At 35.7% G+C, this 15,026-nt stretch carries 15 protein-coding genes; 12 read left to right on the top strand and 3 right to left on the bottom strand.

What is annotated here, in order from left to right; all coding sequences use genetic code 11:
• The first annotated feature begins 282 nt into the window (after nucleotides 1–282).
• The 4 genes from M998_RS01830 to M998_RS01815 all read left to right on the top strand — a co-directional run bounded on the left by M998_RS01830 (nucleotide 283) and on the right by M998_RS01815 (nucleotide 6,390).
• A complete protein-coding gene (locus tag M998_RS01830; protein ID WP_068907246.1) occupies nucleotides 283–1,026 on the top strand; it encodes a Slam-dependent surface lipoprotein in 744 nt (247 codons plus the stop codon).
• Between the two features lie 92 nt (nucleotides 1,027–1,118).
• Nucleotides 1,119–2,531: a surface lipoprotein assembly modifier gene (locus M998_RS01825; protein WP_082912986.1), complete on the top strand. Its 1,413-nt coding sequence runs from the start codon at nucleotides 1,119–1,121 to the stop codon at nucleotides 2,529–2,531.
• A gap of 18 nt (nucleotides 2,532–2,549) precedes the next feature.
• The gene (locus M998_RS01820) at nucleotides 2,550–5,561 is read left to right on the top strand and encodes a TonB-dependent receptor domain-containing protein (RefSeq protein WP_068907243.1); all 3,012 of its coding nucleotides are present in this window, start codon (nucleotides 2,550–2,552) and stop codon (nucleotides 5,559–5,561) included.
• Nucleotides 5,562–5,613: 52 nt separating this feature from the next.
• Nucleotides 5,614–6,390, top strand: coding sequence for an energy transducer TonB (locus tag M998_RS01815; RefSeq protein ID WP_068443591.1), 777 nt, complete (start codon nucleotides 5,614–5,616; stop codon nucleotides 6,388–6,390).
• Nucleotides 6,391–6,508: 118 nt separating this feature from the next.
• On the opposite strand, the gene minE is transcribed toward M998_RS01815, so the two are convergent.
• The 3 genes from minE to minC are packed head-to-tail and all read right to left on the bottom strand — an operon-like array spanning nucleotide 6,509 to nucleotide 8,351.
• Nucleotides 6,509–6,787, bottom strand: coding sequence for a cell division topological specificity factor MinE (minE, locus tag M998_RS01810; RefSeq protein WP_068443594.1), 279 nt, complete (start codon nucleotides 6,785–6,787; stop codon nucleotides 6,509–6,511).
• Complete coding sequence (gene minD, locus M998_RS01805) at nucleotides 6,787–7,605, bottom strand: septum site-determining protein MinD (protein ID WP_068443599.1); 819 nt, start codon at nucleotides 7,603–7,605, stop codon at nucleotides 6,787–6,789. Before minD ends, minE begins: the two co-directional genes overlap by 1 nt.
• 23 nt (nucleotides 7,606–7,628) lie before the next feature.
• Complete coding sequence (gene minC / locus M998_RS01800; protein WP_068907241.1) at nucleotides 7,629–8,351, bottom strand: septum site-determining protein MinC; 723 nt, start codon at nucleotides 8,349–8,351, stop codon at nucleotides 7,629–7,631.
• Nucleotides 8,352–8,480: 129 nt separating this feature from the next.
• Here minC and M998_RS01795 point away from each other — a divergent pair, with 129 nt between their 5' ends.
• From M998_RS01795 to M998_RS01760, 8 genes are all read left to right on the top strand, one after another.
• Complete coding sequence (locus tag M998_RS01795) at nucleotides 8,481–8,750, top strand: YcgL domain-containing protein (RefSeq protein ID WP_068907239.1); 270 nt, start codon at nucleotides 8,481–8,483, stop codon at nucleotides 8,748–8,750.
• Nucleotides 8,751–8,798: 48 nt separating this feature from the next.
• A complete protein-coding gene (locus M998_RS01790; protein WP_068907238.1) occupies nucleotides 8,799–9,887 on the top strand; it encodes a lytic murein transglycosylase in 1,089 nt (362 codons plus the stop codon).
• 20 nt (nucleotides 9,888–9,907) lie between these two features.
• Complete coding sequence (locus M998_RS01785) at nucleotides 9,908–10,564, top strand: fumarylacetoacetate hydrolase family protein (RefSeq protein ID WP_068907237.1); 657 nt, start codon at nucleotides 9,908–9,910, stop codon at nucleotides 10,562–10,564.
• Nucleotides 10,565–10,583: 19 nt separating this feature from the next.
• Nucleotides 10,584–11,027, top strand: a complete 444-nt coding sequence (ycgN, locus tag M998_RS01780; protein WP_068443615.1) for a cysteine cluster protein YcgN — start codon at nucleotides 10,584–10,586, stop codon at nucleotides 11,025–11,027.
• A gap of 296 nt (nucleotides 11,028–11,323) precedes the next feature.
• The gene (locus M998_RS19995) at nucleotides 11,324–11,665 is read left to right on the top strand and encodes an immunity protein Imm33 domain-containing protein (RefSeq protein ID WP_068443618.1); all 342 of its coding nucleotides are present in this window, start codon (nucleotides 11,324–11,326) and stop codon (nucleotides 11,663–11,665) included.
• 30 nt (nucleotides 11,666–11,695) lie between these two features.
• Nucleotides 11,696–11,932 carry a putative hemolysin gene (locus M998_RS19990; RefSeq protein ID WP_068907236.1) on the top strand — a complete coding sequence of 79 codons (237 nt, stop codon included), beginning with the start codon at nucleotides 11,696–11,698 and terminating at the stop codon, nucleotides 11,930–11,932.
• Between the two features lie 1,661 nt (nucleotides 11,933–13,593).
• On the top strand, nucleotides 13,594–14,199 hold the full coding sequence (locus tag M998_RS01765; protein WP_068443625.1) for a fimbrial protein: 606 nt from the start codon (nucleotides 13,594–13,596) through the stop codon (nucleotides 14,197–14,199).
• 121 nt (nucleotides 14,200–14,320) lie between these two features.
• Nucleotides 14,321–15,022 (top strand): fimbrial biogenesis chaperone, encoded by a 702-nt coding sequence (locus M998_RS01760; RefSeq protein ID WP_068443627.1) that lies wholly within the window; start codon nucleotides 14,321–14,323, stop codon nucleotides 15,020–15,022.
• Nucleotides 15,023–15,026: the final 4 nt, after the last annotated feature.

The following is a 15,026-nucleotide window of genomic DNA, read 5'->3' as shown; positions in this document are numbered from 1 at the left end:
AAAATTGGCTGCGGAATCTCGGTTAAAAACTAAAAATTAACGGCATTATTAATTATTATAACTAGAGCTGCAATGATTGTTATTTATTTAATTCATTGAAAACAAACAAATAAAACAAATTTTCATTATTAATAATTCATCTTTTAATTATATGGTTGATATTTGTAAATAAATATCTTCTTCATATACTCAGTCACGGTTAGTAACGGAATGACTAATCATGACTAAGGGATAAACACCCGATTAATAATAGATTAACTATGAAATTAAATGGAGATATATATGAATAAAATATCGGTAATGACATTATCAATATCATTAGCAACCCTCTCATCTTTAGCTTTAGCCGAAACACAATCAGGGCAAAGTCAAAGTTATGATCATAATATTGTCGATATCAGAATTGATAAAACCGAATCAACCATGGGACCACATGGTGGCGCATTAGGTAGCCCTGGTATTGGTTCGCGTCATATGCGAAATGGGAAAACAATCTCATTTTCCGGTTTGAAAAATATGGTAGATAATAAACCAGACCATGTGTTTGTACTGGAAAGTAATGGTAGCCCACATGGTGGTATGGGTAAATTCCAATTTAGCCAAGTTGCTGATGCTGAAGTGTACTTTGGTGATTGGTCACAAACAGGGGGAGAAGGAGATAAGACTCATACGGCGTATTTCTCGGGTGAAAACGCCACCACAGCCGTTCCTACAAGTGGTCAAGCCAGCTATACCCTAGAAGGGGTTAATCAATTTGATGGTGAAGCAAAGCTAGCTGGTTCATTTAATGCTGACTTTGGTGATAAGTCATATACTGGCTCATTGCAAGGGGAAGCATTAAAAATTTCAATGAGTGGAAATATTGAAGACCAAGGGAAATTCAGTGGTAATGCTATCGCTAATGACACCATAGCGGGTAGTAGCATGGGGCAATTCTTTGGTGATAACGCAGAGCAGGTGGCAGGTATTACCTCATTTGATGGTCATGAAGAGATGGATACCGCATTTGGTGGTACAAAAGACTAATAATTATATTTAAAAATGAGTAAAACAATAAAAGTAGACAAAATAGTATTTTGTCTACTTTTTCTATTTAGTAATAAAGTCGCAGGTTACCAATGTTTATATTAATTAGGTTATTAATTAAAATATATATTATATGCATGTCATGTGTTTTCTCGATTTCTGTATTTGCCAACGACAAGTTAGAGGATAGACTTATTGATGTTTTAAATCTAAACAATGATATAAACCCTAATGTTAAAATTGATTTCACAAAAAAAAATCAAAAAAATGTCGACGAGTTAGGTTTTGTTCTTTATGATTTGATTCGAAAAAGAGATTTTAATAAAGTAAATGAAATCATTGATGAATATATCAGCCATGAGAAGCATGATAAAAATTTGGTTAGATATATATTGTCTGAAAAGGCGATAGTAAATCAAGAGTATGATACGGCAGTTACTTTATATAATGAAATTTTGTTAGAACAACCTAATTTATTAATGATTGAATTAAAATTAGCCGTTGCCTTTATTTCTATCAAACGTTATGAAGATGCTTTGTTGGTTTATCAAACATTAATAAATAAATATGAAAAAAAATTACCATTAAACTTAAGTCGTTTTATTAATAACCAAATAAGAATTTTAAAAAGCAAAAACAGTTGGCAAGGGACAGTGAAAATTGGTTCTAGTTATGATTTTAATTTAAATGAAGCATCCAATAATCGTGACCTCTATTGCTTTCGTAAAAGATGCATGGGAAGTGGTAGCAAGTCGATAGCGGGCGGGCAATGGCATTATGCCATTGAGTTATCAAAACGTTACCCATTATCAGGCAACCACACAGCACAATTATTATTTGATGTTGTTGGTTTAGAGCCGATGAAAGCAGTTTCAACAAGAAAAAAAAGTGCTTCTTTCAAAGGGGGATATCAATTTGAGAAAACAAATAAAAAAATCCGTCTATTGCCGGTTATTGAAGCGAGGTGGCGCGACAATCAATACAACAACTTAAGCCTAGGGGTAAAATTCGCAGCAGAATATGAATTAACCAATAAAATAACATTATTTTCTGATTTAGAGGTGAAAAGTAAAAACTATATTGATGAATATCATTTTAATGATGGTAATAAATTAACCTATTCTTTTATGAGTACCTACTTGGTTAACCCAAGATTAGTGGTTTTTGGGAAAATACACGGGGTAAATAGGAATAAGAAATTCCAAAGTGATAGTTATCAGCAGTATGGTTCTAAAATTGGCATGTTAACAATGGTTGGCTCCTATGAACTATTGGTTGTTACTGGTTATAAATATACGAAATTCAAGCAATTCGATGATTATATTAATACAAAAAGAAAAGATCATAATTGGTATTTAAATACACAAGTTACAGTAGAGAGTAATAAAATATTAAGCTTTACACCCTCTGTGTATTTTAATAGTCAAGTAAATAAAAGTACTGCGAATATTATTTATGCTTTTAAGCAAAGTGAGGTCGGTGTTAATTTTACCAAAAAATTCTAATGTTCACCGGAAGGGATAATGAAAGTAAAAACTGTGATAGCAATTAATATTGCGACAGGGTTATCTGTTTGTAGTATTCCACATCTATTATATGCACAGGAGCGCGATAATATCGGTTCTATTATGGTTAATGATAAAACAGCTACTATCAAAGAGCGTGATAGGAAAGGGGCTGACGACCAGTATGATAAAGATGAATCGAATATTTATATCAGTAAAGAAGAAATTGAACGTTATAAGGGGACTAATCCGGCTGATACAATTAACCATGCCGTCGGTGTATATAGCGGTGATGCGCGTAATAGTGGAGCATTAGACCCTAATGTACGCGGGATCCAAGGGCAAGGCCGTGTCCCAGTTACAGTGGATGGTACCGAACAAGCGATCACCGTCTGGCGTGGCTATAATGGTGCTAATAACCGCAATTATATTGATCCGAATATGATTAGCAGTATCAAGGTAATGAAAAGTGCCACACTTGACCGTGATGTCCGCACTTCAACCGGTGGCGGGATTGCAATAACGACGATTGGTATTGATGATGTTGTTGATGTAGACGAACAATTTGGTTTTGACATCAAGCTCGAAACTAGCAGTAACTCAACAAAACCGAGAATTAATAGGTTAAACCATGGTGTGGATTATCGAGATGATAAACGCCTATTGGAAACACTGGATTATCAAAAATTTCGAGGGATCTATTTCCAAGACCACCAAGTATTAGTTGATCCCCACTCTAAAGGAAACGCGAATTTTTTCAATTTACAAGATAATGCAGCCCGTTTTGCCATTGGGACACGGCAAGAAAAGTTTGACCTTATGTTGGCCTATAGTTATCGAAACCAAGGAAATTATTTTGCTGGTAGCCGTGGCGCGGATCAATATTATGGCGAAATCATTACTTATGACCCAAAACAACCGCAAAAAGCTATCGACCCTTATATGCCGTTTGTGGCAAAAATTTATGCCCCCAATAAGGAAGTCGGTAACACGTCAAATGAAATGTCTACGTTACTGGCAAAATTAAATTTTATGCTACCCAATGCACAAGATGTATCCCTTGGTTATCTGCGCACAACCAGCCACTACGGGGAGATAATGCCATCACAGATTCGTTATCATGATTTAACGGGCAATATTCCACAGTGGCCTCTCGCTAATCTAACGTTAAATACCTTTTATGCGAATTATTCATTTAAACCAGAATCCAATAGTTGGGTTGATTTTCGTATCGGGTATTGGCTAACAAAAACTGATTTAAATTCGAATACTGCGGGGGGGCAACCTAGGGAGCCAATGCAAAGGGATTGGTCTTATGAGTATAAAAATAACAAGAAACCTAGAAATCCAAGTATTGATGGTACGTTAGTTAATGGTATTAAATTAAATCAGCTTAATGACCGCTATGGGGTTTCGTTATCCAATAAATTTCAATTAATGCCTGAGTTTAAAATCACTTTAATGGGAAATTTAATTGATGAAAAAATTGGTAGCAGAGATGATGTTTATAATTCGAATGCAGTTCCGATAAGTGGTTTGTTCCGTGCTGTTCCAAGGGAAGGAAAACGCAGGGAATATAACGGTGCAGTAAGGCTTGATTGGCAACCAACGGATTGGTTAAGTCTTAATGCGGGGGCTCAATATATTAGTTATTGGTCTAGGGACACCTTAAAGGAGAGAAGGATAGCAGTCAAAGATGCAACGTTTGCACGGGTAAGCCGCAAAATAGCGAGAAATAGCCAACTATCGCGAGTGTTAACACAGGAAGAATATAAAAAAATAAATAGTTATATTGATGAAAAAAATAATCGTTATATCGATTTAGATAATGGCAGGTTTACAAAAACTAGATTTATTGAAAAAGCATTAGATTTACCTAAAGGATCATTAAATAAGGCTGCATATAGATACCAAGTTACCCCACATGCTCAAAAGTTTGAATTTAGGTTATATGAAAATAAGCATATTAAATGGAAGTTTGATGATAATAATCGACTGACTAGAGAAAATAATCCTTACTATAATGGTGAAATTGATCTAAAAAAAGAAGTCGTTGACCCTGTGACAGGCTTGGTAGCGAAGCGATTAATGGCGAGTGATGCGGAAGGGAAAAAATGGGATGAAATTAGATTCACTGAAGCTGAAAGGTTTAAGAAACCGAAAAGAAATGAAGATGCAGCTTGGGCTCCCGCCTTTGGTGCAACGGTATATATCACAGACAATGACCGTATATTCGCGCGTTATTTAGAAACCGTTAGGATGCCGAGTCTCTTTGAGGACACCGTCGGTTTTTCAAGTAGTCGAGGGGTTAGTTATGTTCCACCTACATTTTTACCTGAGCGTAGCCATACAATAGAAGTTGGTTATGTGCGTAATTTCCAAGAATTATTAAATGCACAAAATCACGCTGATTTCAGAATAAATTATTATAACACCGTAGTGTCTAATGCTTTTGATAGGGATATGGACTTAATTTTTACTCAAGTCGATAAGCACAAAACCGCCGGAATAGAATTATTAGCGCGCTATGACAATGGTTGGGTTTTTGGTGACCTAGGTTTAGATTATCGTTTAAAAAATGAAGTTTGCGATGAAATCTCTTTTATGGAAATGGATCCCTATAATCAGCATGGTGGTTCAGAGTGCACGACGGCGGGGTTTCCTGGTGGATATTTGCGCACACAGCTACAGCCTAAGTACAGTATTCATGCCAATTTTGGGCTGCGTTTCTTAGATGAAGCATTGGAAGTGGGCAGCCGTATGCGTTATCACAGTAAAGCGCAAAATGAAGATGAAAAAGCGATGATGAATAAGTATCCGTATCATTTTGCACCTTTAAATAATAGCCCAATGCGCTGGAATGCTATCTTTACAACAGATGCTTATGTCAATTACCAAGTTAATAAAGATTTATCATTAGAGCTTTTAGCGACCAATCTATTAGATGAATATTATATTGACCCATTAACACGTAGCATGATGCCGGCACCGGGTAGGGCAATACGCTTTAATGTAACGAGCAAATTCTAACAATTAACCCCTTATACTTTTGAGATAAGGGGTTTTTTATTGGCAAAAAATCATGACCCATTTACGTTTTGTTTATGCCGTTATCGGCTCACTTTTGTTACATGCTGGGTTGTTATATTACAGCCATCAAATCAGTTCAGTATCGGCAAAAATTACGGTTCCTATTAATTCTACGGTGATGACAGTTTCTATGGATCAATTTCTTCTTGAAAAACATATTGCTAAGGTTGAAGAAGTAACAGTTGATACCGGTGGGGTAATCAATTCATCGGTTGAAGTAGAAAAAGCGGTCATTGAAGTCGCTAAAGAACGAAGTGAAATTGCGAGTGAAGATAGATCACCAAAAACGAAAGCTAACCTTGAGAAGCCAAGGAAAACACCGGAAATACAACCTATAAAAAGGGTTAAATCTACGATTATCGCTAAGAAACTAAACATTGATGATACTGAGCAGCAATTCAAAGCAGGTGAAAATCAAACGCAATCACAAGCTACAGGGCTACAAGGGGAACAGCAAACGGTGATGGTGGGTGAAAATATCAACGATATTCGATTAAGCTATCTAGCAAAAGTACGCAATGAATTAGATCGCCATAAAAAGTATCCAAGGCGGGCAAGAACAATGCATATGGAAGGTTCGGTGATTGTTCATTTTCAAATTACGCCACAAGGGGAATTGATCAATGTTTCGGTTGTGGAGTCTGAGCACAGTAAAATATTTGGTAATGCGGTGCTTGATGCTGCTAAACGTTATAAATCTGTTGGGGTAAAACCTGAAAATGTAAACGCATTGAATAGTATTAGAATTCAATTTTCATTAGATAAATAATATGTAAGATTTACAAATGACAATGGAAATACATTAGCAATGAAAATGCTAATGTCGGTATTTTGGTGGCAATAAAAAAGCAAGCCGCTATAAATTTTACAGCGGCTTCTTCGCGATCTTATTTTTCTGTTACTTTAATGTCATCACCTTCAGGTAACATGACATTTAATTCAAGAACAGAAATATCATCGCCTTTTTGTTCAAATTGCATTGTTAACATTTCAGGATCAACCTGAACATATTTACAAATAACCTGCAAAATATCACGTTTCATATCAGCCAGATATGCAGGTTCGGTATCTCCGCGGCGGCGTTCTGCGACGATAATCTGTAATCGCTCTTTTGCGATATTCGCTGTCGCTTTTTTTCTCGACAGAAAGAAATCCAATAAAGCCATTATTTACCCCCAAATAGGCGTTTTAAGAAGCCTTTTTTCTCTTCTTCAATGAATCGGATAGGGAGGTCTTCACCTAAAATACGTTTAACACAATCATCATAGGCTTGGCCTGCATCAGATTCGATATCTAAAATAACAGGCTCACCTTGGTTGGATGCACGCAGTACAGATTGATCTTCTGGAATAACCCCAATTAATGGGATGCAAAGAATTTCGAGTACATCTTCCATACTAAGCATATCACCCAGATTCACGCGGCCAGGGTTGTAACGTGTCAACAGTAAATGTTCTTTAATCGGGTCTTCACCTCTTTCGGCACGACGAGATTTAGAGGCTAAAATACCTAAAATACGGTCAGAGTCACGAACGGAAGATACTTCAGGGTTTGTAGTAATAATCGCTTCATCAGCAAAATAGAGCGCCATTAAAGCACCACTTTCAATACCCGCAGGTGAGTCACAAACGATAAAATCGAAACCAAGATTATCGCTTAATTCATCAAGTATTTTTTCAACTCCCTCACGTGTTAGAGCATCTTTATCGCGAGTTTGAGAAGCAGGAAGAATAAATAAATTTTCTGTGCGTTTATCTTTAATTAATGCCTGATTTAAGGTTGCATCGCCTTGGATGACATTAACGAAGTCATACACTACTCGACGTTCACACCCCATAATGAGGTCAAGGTTACGTAGACCGATATCGAAATCGATCACAACGGTTTTATTCCCTTTTTGTGCCAGGCCGGTAGCTATGGCCGCGCTCGAAGTGGTTTTACCAACGCCACCTTTACCAGAAGTAACAACAATTATGCGTGCCATGAATAATTCCTTGTAAATAAGGTCTAATTTAAGTATTCAATATGAAGTTTATTATCAACTAAACACAGTCTAGCTGCTTTGGCGAGAAACTCAGTCGGTATTTGATCGCTCAGCCAATACTCACCTGCAATCGAAACTAATTCTGCTTGCAAATGCGTACAATAAATTTGACTGTCAACATCACCGGAGGCACCTGCTAGTGCGCGGCCTCTCATCACGCCATATATATGAATATTACCATCTGCTAGCAATTCAGCACCCGCACTGACATTTGTTGTTACGATAAGGTCGCTATTTGGTGCATAAATGCGCTGACCAGAGCGTACAGGAGTATTAATAATACGGGTTTTTCGATAGCTAGACTCACTCGTTGGCGGTACTACAATCATATCAGGCTCGGAGTGTACAATTTCAGGCTGAATTTCAACCGTTTTTTGACTTTTCCCCTCACTCAGTACCGGCAAGCCAGCATCGTTAACTTTCTTTCTTAAAAGTGGATCTGTGCAACCGCTGACACCAACGATCCGTAGGCCAGCAGAAACAATAGCCTTATGAATACTGTATAAATCAGCATTGGGCGTGAGTTCCGCAATATTAATCACAACGGGGGCATTTTTTAAGAAGTCAGGAGCTTGGCTTACTTTATCTCGCAGCGCTTTTTTGATGAGTTTAGGCTCTTCACTGTATAAGTGAATAACTGAAAGAGTAAAACTACTGCCTTTAAGTTCTATTGGCGATTGTGGCATCTATCTAGACTCAGCAAATTAAAATTTCCGAAACAATCCTCGGGTGAAGATATTCTGTAAAACAATAGCATGTTATAGTTACTGTATTATTCAAGCAAGCTAATGAACTAAGAAAAAGAGTTAAATATAATGATTTGTGCAATTTATAGAAGTCCAAACCGTGATCAAACATATCTTTATATTGAAAAGAAAGATGATTTTTCACGTGTACCAGAAGAATTATTAAAACAATTTGGTAAGCCTCAATTTGCCATGGTGATATCCCTAGACAAACGTGAAAAGCTTGCCAATGCTGACGTTGAGCGAGTTAGAACTGACCTCGCTGAAGTCGGTTATTACCTGCAATTTCCACCTCCAGTTGAAGATTTACTTTCTGAATACAGGGACGAAAGTCATTAAGACAAATTAAGATAATCCTTAAAAATTAATAACGTCTGGAGGATCACAGTGAAACCCACCTTATTATATACATTAGTCGCTGGTGTATTTTTAGCAAGTTGCACTGCGCAGCAACCTAAAACAATAACCACAGAAAAAATTACTGTTGAGCAAGAAGCTGCAATAGTAAAAGAAGTTGCTGACCTAGATAAAGCTTTTCCAATTGACCGACGTGAACCTTCACAGTTTCCAGCTTATGTAGAATTATTGAAACAACATGCGCAAGCGCAAGGTATTAAAGCATCAACAATTGAGCGTGGTTTTGCGAATATCCATTTTATTGAAAGAGTTGTGAAAGCGGATAAAGGCCAACCGGAAAAACGTGCAACGGTTACGCTTGCGAGTTATTTAAAAAATGTTTTACCTCAATCAAGAATAAACGCAGGGGCTGATAAATATTTTGAAAATCAGTCTACGTTAGACGCTACCAGTCAAAAATATGGTGTACCACCTCAATTTATTGTTTCTTTATGGGGCCTTGAAAGTGGGTTTGGCCGTTCTCAAGGTAAAGAAGATGTTATCTCGGCTTTAGCAACACTCTCCTTTGAAGGTCGCCGAGAAGCGCTTTTTAGCAAACAATTATTAGCTGCGCTTGAGATAATGGATAAAGGCTATATTCCAGAAGACCAGCAATTAAAAGGCTCTTGGGCTGGGGCTATGGGACAGAGTCAATTCATGCCAACGTCCTATTTATCATATGCAGCAGACGGTGATGGCGACGGTAAGATGGATATATGGAGTAATAAATCAGATGTTTTTGCTTCTATTGCTAATTATTTATCTACCGAAGGTTGGCAGTCAGGATTACCTTGGGGCTATCAAGTCACTCTGCCTGTTGATTTTGAGCGTAGTTTGGAAGGCGTGAAGGCAGAGCAAGGAAAAACCGTTAAACAATGGGAACAATTGGGCGTTAAGTTACCTGCATTTGCCAATTTAGATCCCAATGTAAAAACATGGGTTGTTATCCCAGATGATCCAGAAGGAAGAACATTTTTAGTTACTGATAATTTCCGTACAATCATGCACTGGAACCGCTCTTATTATTTTGCGCTGAGCGTTTGCATGATGGCAGACGGTATTGCTAATAAAATACAATAACGATAATAGGAGTGTCCTCTATGTATCAACATCGCGATTGGCAAGGTACTTTACTTGATTTTCCTGCGAACAAGGTTGTTTGTGTTGGTAGTAACTATGTGAAACATATTAAAGAAATGGGCTCAGCACATCCGGATGAGCCGGTTATTTTTATCAAACCAGAAACCGCATTGTGTGATATCAATCAACCTATTGTTATCCCAAAAAATTTAGGCGAAGTTCACCATGAAATTGAACTGGCTATTTTGATTGGCATGCCGTTGAAAAATGCCGATGAAGACAGAGTTTCTCGCGCCATTGCGGGCTATGCGGTTGCATTAGATTTAACACTAAGAGACTTACAAGCTAAACTTAAACAAGCGGGTCAACCGTGGGAAAAAAGCAAAGCATTTGATGGCTCTTGCCCTATATCGGGTTTTATTCCGATGAGTTCTTCAAGTGACTTGCAAAATATACAGTTATCACTTGAGGTCAATGGCGAAATTCGTCAGTCTGGCTCAACACGTGATATGATCACGCCAGTTTTACCGCTTATTAGCTATATGTCTCGCTTTTTCACTTTGCGGGCAGGGGATATTATTTTGACAGGAACACCTGAAGGCGTCGGTCCTTTATTTTCAGGTGATATGTTAAAGCTATCAATAAATGAAAACTTGCTAACGGCTCGAGTTATTTAGTATAGGATTAATTAGTATTATGTCTCAGCAGTTTTGGCAGGTTAAGACGTTAGATGAAATGAGTGACGATGAATGGGAATCACTCTGTGATGGCTGTGGGCAATGTTGCTTACACAAGTTAATAGATGAGGATACAGACGAAATTTATTTTACCAATGTTGCTTGTAATCAGTTGAATTTAAAAACCTGTCAGTGTAAACATTATGAAAATAGATTTGAGTATGAATCAGATTGTATCAAGCTTAATCGTCATAATTTAGAGACGTTTGAATGGTTACCTACAACCTGTGCTTACCGTCTTTTATTAGAAGGGAAGTCCTTGCCAGCTTGGCATCCCCTAAAAACGGGTTCAAAGGTCGCAATGCATAATGAAGGTATCTCCGTTCGCCATATTGCGGTAAGAGAAATCGATGTGGTAGATTGGGAAGATCATATTATGAATAAACCAAAAGGTAGAGGATAACTGTCTAATTTTATTTAATTAAGCAGTCATTTGATATGTCTCTTGGGGCATGGATGGGATATTTGAAAGCCATTCAGTTGGCTTCTATTTAAACTAACTTTAAATAGTCATTGGTTTAAAAATATATCTCATCTATGTCGTTATACCTTTAAAGCAATCTCTGCATTAGTGTATGGCTGAATATTCCACGTCATACCTCGGTTATTAAAACGAATCTTTATCTCTCTCAATGTTATTTTTATCAAAATTAAATTTTGTATTTTTATGAATATAGTCATAAATCAGAAAGGTCTATAATGCCTAATAATCGCGTAAGCTTACCCGATACTCAGCAAAATGAAATATGCAGTAAATATAACGTATTACCTCAGTTACCGGATGGTCATGTAGCCATTGCTTTGGGGACGCTTGGTCTTAACCCAATATATGGTACACGTATTAAGCTACCTGAAAATGGGACTATTAGTTGGTTTTTTCACTGTGGGGAGCATTCTGAAGCAAATGATTTTTATCAGGCAATCCACACTCAACATTTACAGCAAGAATTACCTGAAGTAATCAAATACCTATGCTTGCCAGAAGGAAGTAAATTTATTATCGATAGGGAAGGCTACGAAGATGTTTGGTTTGAAAATTGAAGATACAACTGTATTTACATAGGAATGTATATGCGAAAATTATTTTTTTTATCAATGATGGTTATTTTAGCTGGATGCTCAATGAATGAGCCTAAGACAGAAGATCAGCAAAAAATAGGAATGGCAAACCCAGCTTCGGTGTATTGTGAACAACTCGGTGGAACACTTGATTTTGTAACATCTTCAACGGGTGATATTGCATATTGTACTCTGCCGTCAGGCGATAAAATTGAAGAGTGGAATTTGTACAGAAAAGATCATCAATAAGGTTATTTTCACTTAAATTTTTCGTTAAAAAGCCTCTTAATTGAGGTTTTTTGCATTTTACAAATTGATATTTAACGATATTCGCTATTTTGACTGATTGTTGATTAAGTTTCATCACATAGGTAAACATGATAGTTATAACTTTATTCTTCAATAGAGGGTAGGTAAATAGTGAGTTCACTAATTGATGGAGAGGTAAGCGTTAGCTTAGATAAATATGGATTATTATTACCAAACACCTCATTTTTGATTGAAAAATAGCCATGCTCTTAATTTGAATAGAATGTTGCTGGAGTTTTAGAAGTACATACCATGAATGAAAAGTTAACTTAAGTTATATAGTGCAAATTATTGATATAAAATATTTTTTTCTTCTTATGTCGCATATTAGTTAAATTGTAATTCTCAAAAAGAGACGAGTATTTTATGTTATATAAATAGCTGCAATAAATTAGCTTATTTGAGCGATTGTTTTTTTTATGAACGTGTAAAATTATTTTTTAGAAATAATATTGATCAATAAGTAGTCATTATAAGAGCGAAACAGAACTTAAATCACACTTTAACACATCATGAGAGTAAATTAAGATTATTCTTAATGATAAAAATCATGCTCTAGACGGTATTTTTAGTCGTGGTGAGGAGTATAAAAAAATCATGTATTTCATATTGTTACTTAGATGTGTTTTTTTATAAAAAATTTAAACTAGTAAATCTGCATCAATAAATTTTATATTACGCCAAAAAAAATGATAATTTTATCTAACATAGCAACAAAAAGAGATAATCCAATTAAGAGTATTGATTGGGAGCATATTTGCACCAATATCGAATTAAATTGCGCTTTTTCTGCTTTTTCATTGATTATATGTTTTAGATGATTCCCAATTCATTCTTTGTATTTAAATTAACATAGTTTGTTAAATTGTTTATTTAAATTAATAAAGGTATAAATCTAATTATTAAGGCTTGGAAGAACATAAATCCCGTTAAACTCCTTTCTCGTGTTTTTTTGGTTTAAACAATAACAATTCAATATATTATTTTACTTCGCTTTTTTTTTATTAATTACTAACAAAATAAATTAATTAGATTATTTAATACATTGAAGGTAAGTAAGTAGTCGAATTAAGATTACCCCTCTTAACGAATCACTTCAAAAAGTATCTTAATATGAATTTTCATGTCATTTTTGTCTGTAATATCACTTTTTATCAATTTATATAAAACTTAAAATTTAAAAATTAAAAATAAAATATTATAAATTAATAATAACGATCTTTTTAGCTGTATTTTTGTCTATATTCGAGTAAATCAGCGAAACCAACAAATCAGGAATATCAATTAATACACTGCTTTTGATAGGTCGTGACTATCAAAAATTTAATAAGTGATGGTAAAAACGATTTAATAAAATTTAAGTTTTTATGTATCCTCATTTCGAAATCATACAGCGATATGATTATTAATTCGAAATAGGACTAATTAAGAATATATTTATTTGCATTAAAGCGAATGGCTCAAAGCTAAAAGATAAATACAGATAACCACCAATAAACTGTGGTTTATTTTTTATTTTTTACTTTTCCCCTCGAAATAAAATGAAAACTTAATAAGTTCTTTTTAATGTAAGAATAAAACCTTCATATTAGGAATTGAAAATGAAAAAAGTATTATTAACTACAGTTGCAACTGCGATTATTGGTTTCTCTACAGCTCATGCTGCAGGTATGAATGTAGGCGGTGGTCAAGTTAATTTCCACGGTAAAGTGACTGATGTTTCTTGTACTGTTTCTGTTGATGGTCAAGGTAGCGATGCTAGCGTTTATTTAGCACCAGTTTCTTTAGCTGAAGTTCGTGCTGGTGGTGCGGATTCATACTTGAAAGCGAAACCTTTTGTTATTGATGTGACTAACTGTTTAGCTGCGGGATCGCCTGATGCGATCGCTGGTGATAAATTAGGTATTACATGGACCGGCGGAAATTTATTGCAAGGTGCTGCTGGTAATGCTGTTGGTTATTTAGCCAATACTGAAACAACTGGTGCTGAAAATATTCAACTCGCGCTTTCAACTTCTGACGAATCAGACTTAAAAGGAAAAATCATTCCTGGTGATGCGGCACAAAAGAAAGTAACGGGTGATACCACTAAAGTTAAAGATGGCGCTCGTTTCCAATATTACGTTGGTTACGCAACTTCAACGCCAACTACCGTAACTACCGGTGAAGTACAAAGTTACGCAACTTATGAAATCACTTACCAATAAATATATAAATGATTAATTTCGTATTAGTACTATTTATATAAACGATATTTAAATATTGGAATAATTAGTATTACTTTAATAAGCGGTAGGTATACTGCCGCTTTTATTTTTTGAGGTATCAATGAAAGTAATAGTATTTATATTCTGCTTCATTTTCAGTATGTATTCGTTCGCTAATAATATTATCGTTAATGGCACACGGTTTATTTACCCTGGAAATGAAAAAGAAATCACCGTGCAATTAAATAATACGGCAGATCGTCCAGCTGTTGCGCAAGCGTGGCTTGATACAGGGGATGCCTCAGAAACTCCAGATACAATAAAAACACCATTTCAGATTACTCCACCAATTTCGCGTATTGAAGCGAAAGGAGGGCAAACACTGCGAATTAAATTAATGAATAAAGCGAGTGTAGCTCAAGATAGAGAGAGTCTATGGTGGTTAAATATTTTAGATATACCTCCGATGGTTAAAGCTAAAGATGGTGAGAACCAGAATGTATTGCAATTAGCAATCCGTTCCCGTTTTAAATTCTTTTATCGTCCAGCTGGTTTAAGTAGCCGCGAATTAGCACCAGAACAACTTGTCGTTAAAACGAATGGTAAAAATATTATCATTGATAATCCGACACCTTATTTTATTACTGTCACTAAAATTTCGACTGATGGTAAAACAGCATTAAATGAAAAAACAGCATTATTAGCGCCCAAAAGCGAATCTATAGTCATGCTAAAACAAGCTTTAAAATCAGGAAGTAATATCGTAATTAATAATATTAATGACTATGGATCAGATATTGCGGTAAAAACTACCGTTAAATAGGAAT

Origin of the sequence: Providencia heimbachae ATCC 35613 (assembly GCF_001655055.1) — a bacterium.
GTDB classification, from domain to species: Bacteria; Pseudomonadota; Gammaproteobacteria; order Enterobacterales; family Enterobacteriaceae; genus Providencia; species Providencia heimbachae.
This window is presented reverse-complemented; position numbering and strand designations above follow the sequence as displayed.

Bases quoted from the DNA above. Each gene is read 5' to 3' on its own strand.
- M998_RS01820 (WP_068907243.1), top strand. From the start codon at position 2,550: ATGAAAGTAAAAACTGTGATAGCAATTAATATTGCGACAGGGTTATCT.
- ycgN (WP_068443615.1), top strand. From the start codon at position 10,584: ATGTCTCAGCAGTTTTGGCAGGTTAAGACGTTAGATGAAATGAGTGAC.
- M998_RS01825 (WP_082912986.1), top strand. From the start codon at position 1,119: ATGTTTATATTAATTAGGTTATTAATTAAAATATATATTATATGCATG.
- M998_RS01815 (WP_068443591.1), top strand. From the start codon at position 5,614: ATGACCCATTTACGTTTTGTTTATGCCGTTATCGGCTCACTTTTGTTA.
- M998_RS01765 (WP_068443625.1), top strand. From the start codon at position 13,594: ATGAAAAAAGTATTATTAACTACAGTTGCAACTGCGATTATTGGTTTC.
- minE (WP_068443594.1), bottom strand. From the start codon at position 6,787: ATGGCTTTATTGGATTTCTTTCTGTCGAGAAAAAAAGCGACAGCGAAT.
- minD (WP_068443599.1), bottom strand. From the start codon at position 7,605: ATGGCACGCATAATTGTTGTTACTTCTGGTAAAGGTGGCGTTGGTAAA.
- minC (WP_068907241.1), bottom strand. From the start codon at position 8,351: ATGCCACAATCGCCAATAGAACTTAAAGGCAGTAGTTTTACTCTTTCA.
- M998_RS19995 (WP_068443618.1), top strand. From the start codon at position 11,324: ATGCCTAATAATCGCGTAAGCTTACCCGATACTCAGCAAAATGAAATA.
- M998_RS19990 (WP_068907236.1), top strand. From the start codon at position 11,696: ATGCGAAAATTATTTTTTTTATCAATGATGGTTATTTTAGCTGGATGC.
- M998_RS01795 (WP_068907239.1), top strand. From the start codon at position 8,481: ATGATTTGTGCAATTTATAGAAGTCCAAACCGTGATCAAACATATCTT.
- M998_RS01760 (WP_068443627.1), top strand. From the start codon at position 14,321: ATGAAAGTAATAGTATTTATATTCTGCTTCATTTTCAGTATGTATTCG.
- M998_RS01785 (WP_068907237.1), top strand. From the start codon at position 9,908: ATGTATCAACATCGCGATTGGCAAGGTACTTTACTTGATTTTCCTGCG.
- M998_RS01830 (WP_068907246.1), top strand. From the start codon at position 283: ATGAATAAAATATCGGTAATGACATTATCAATATCATTAGCAACCCTC.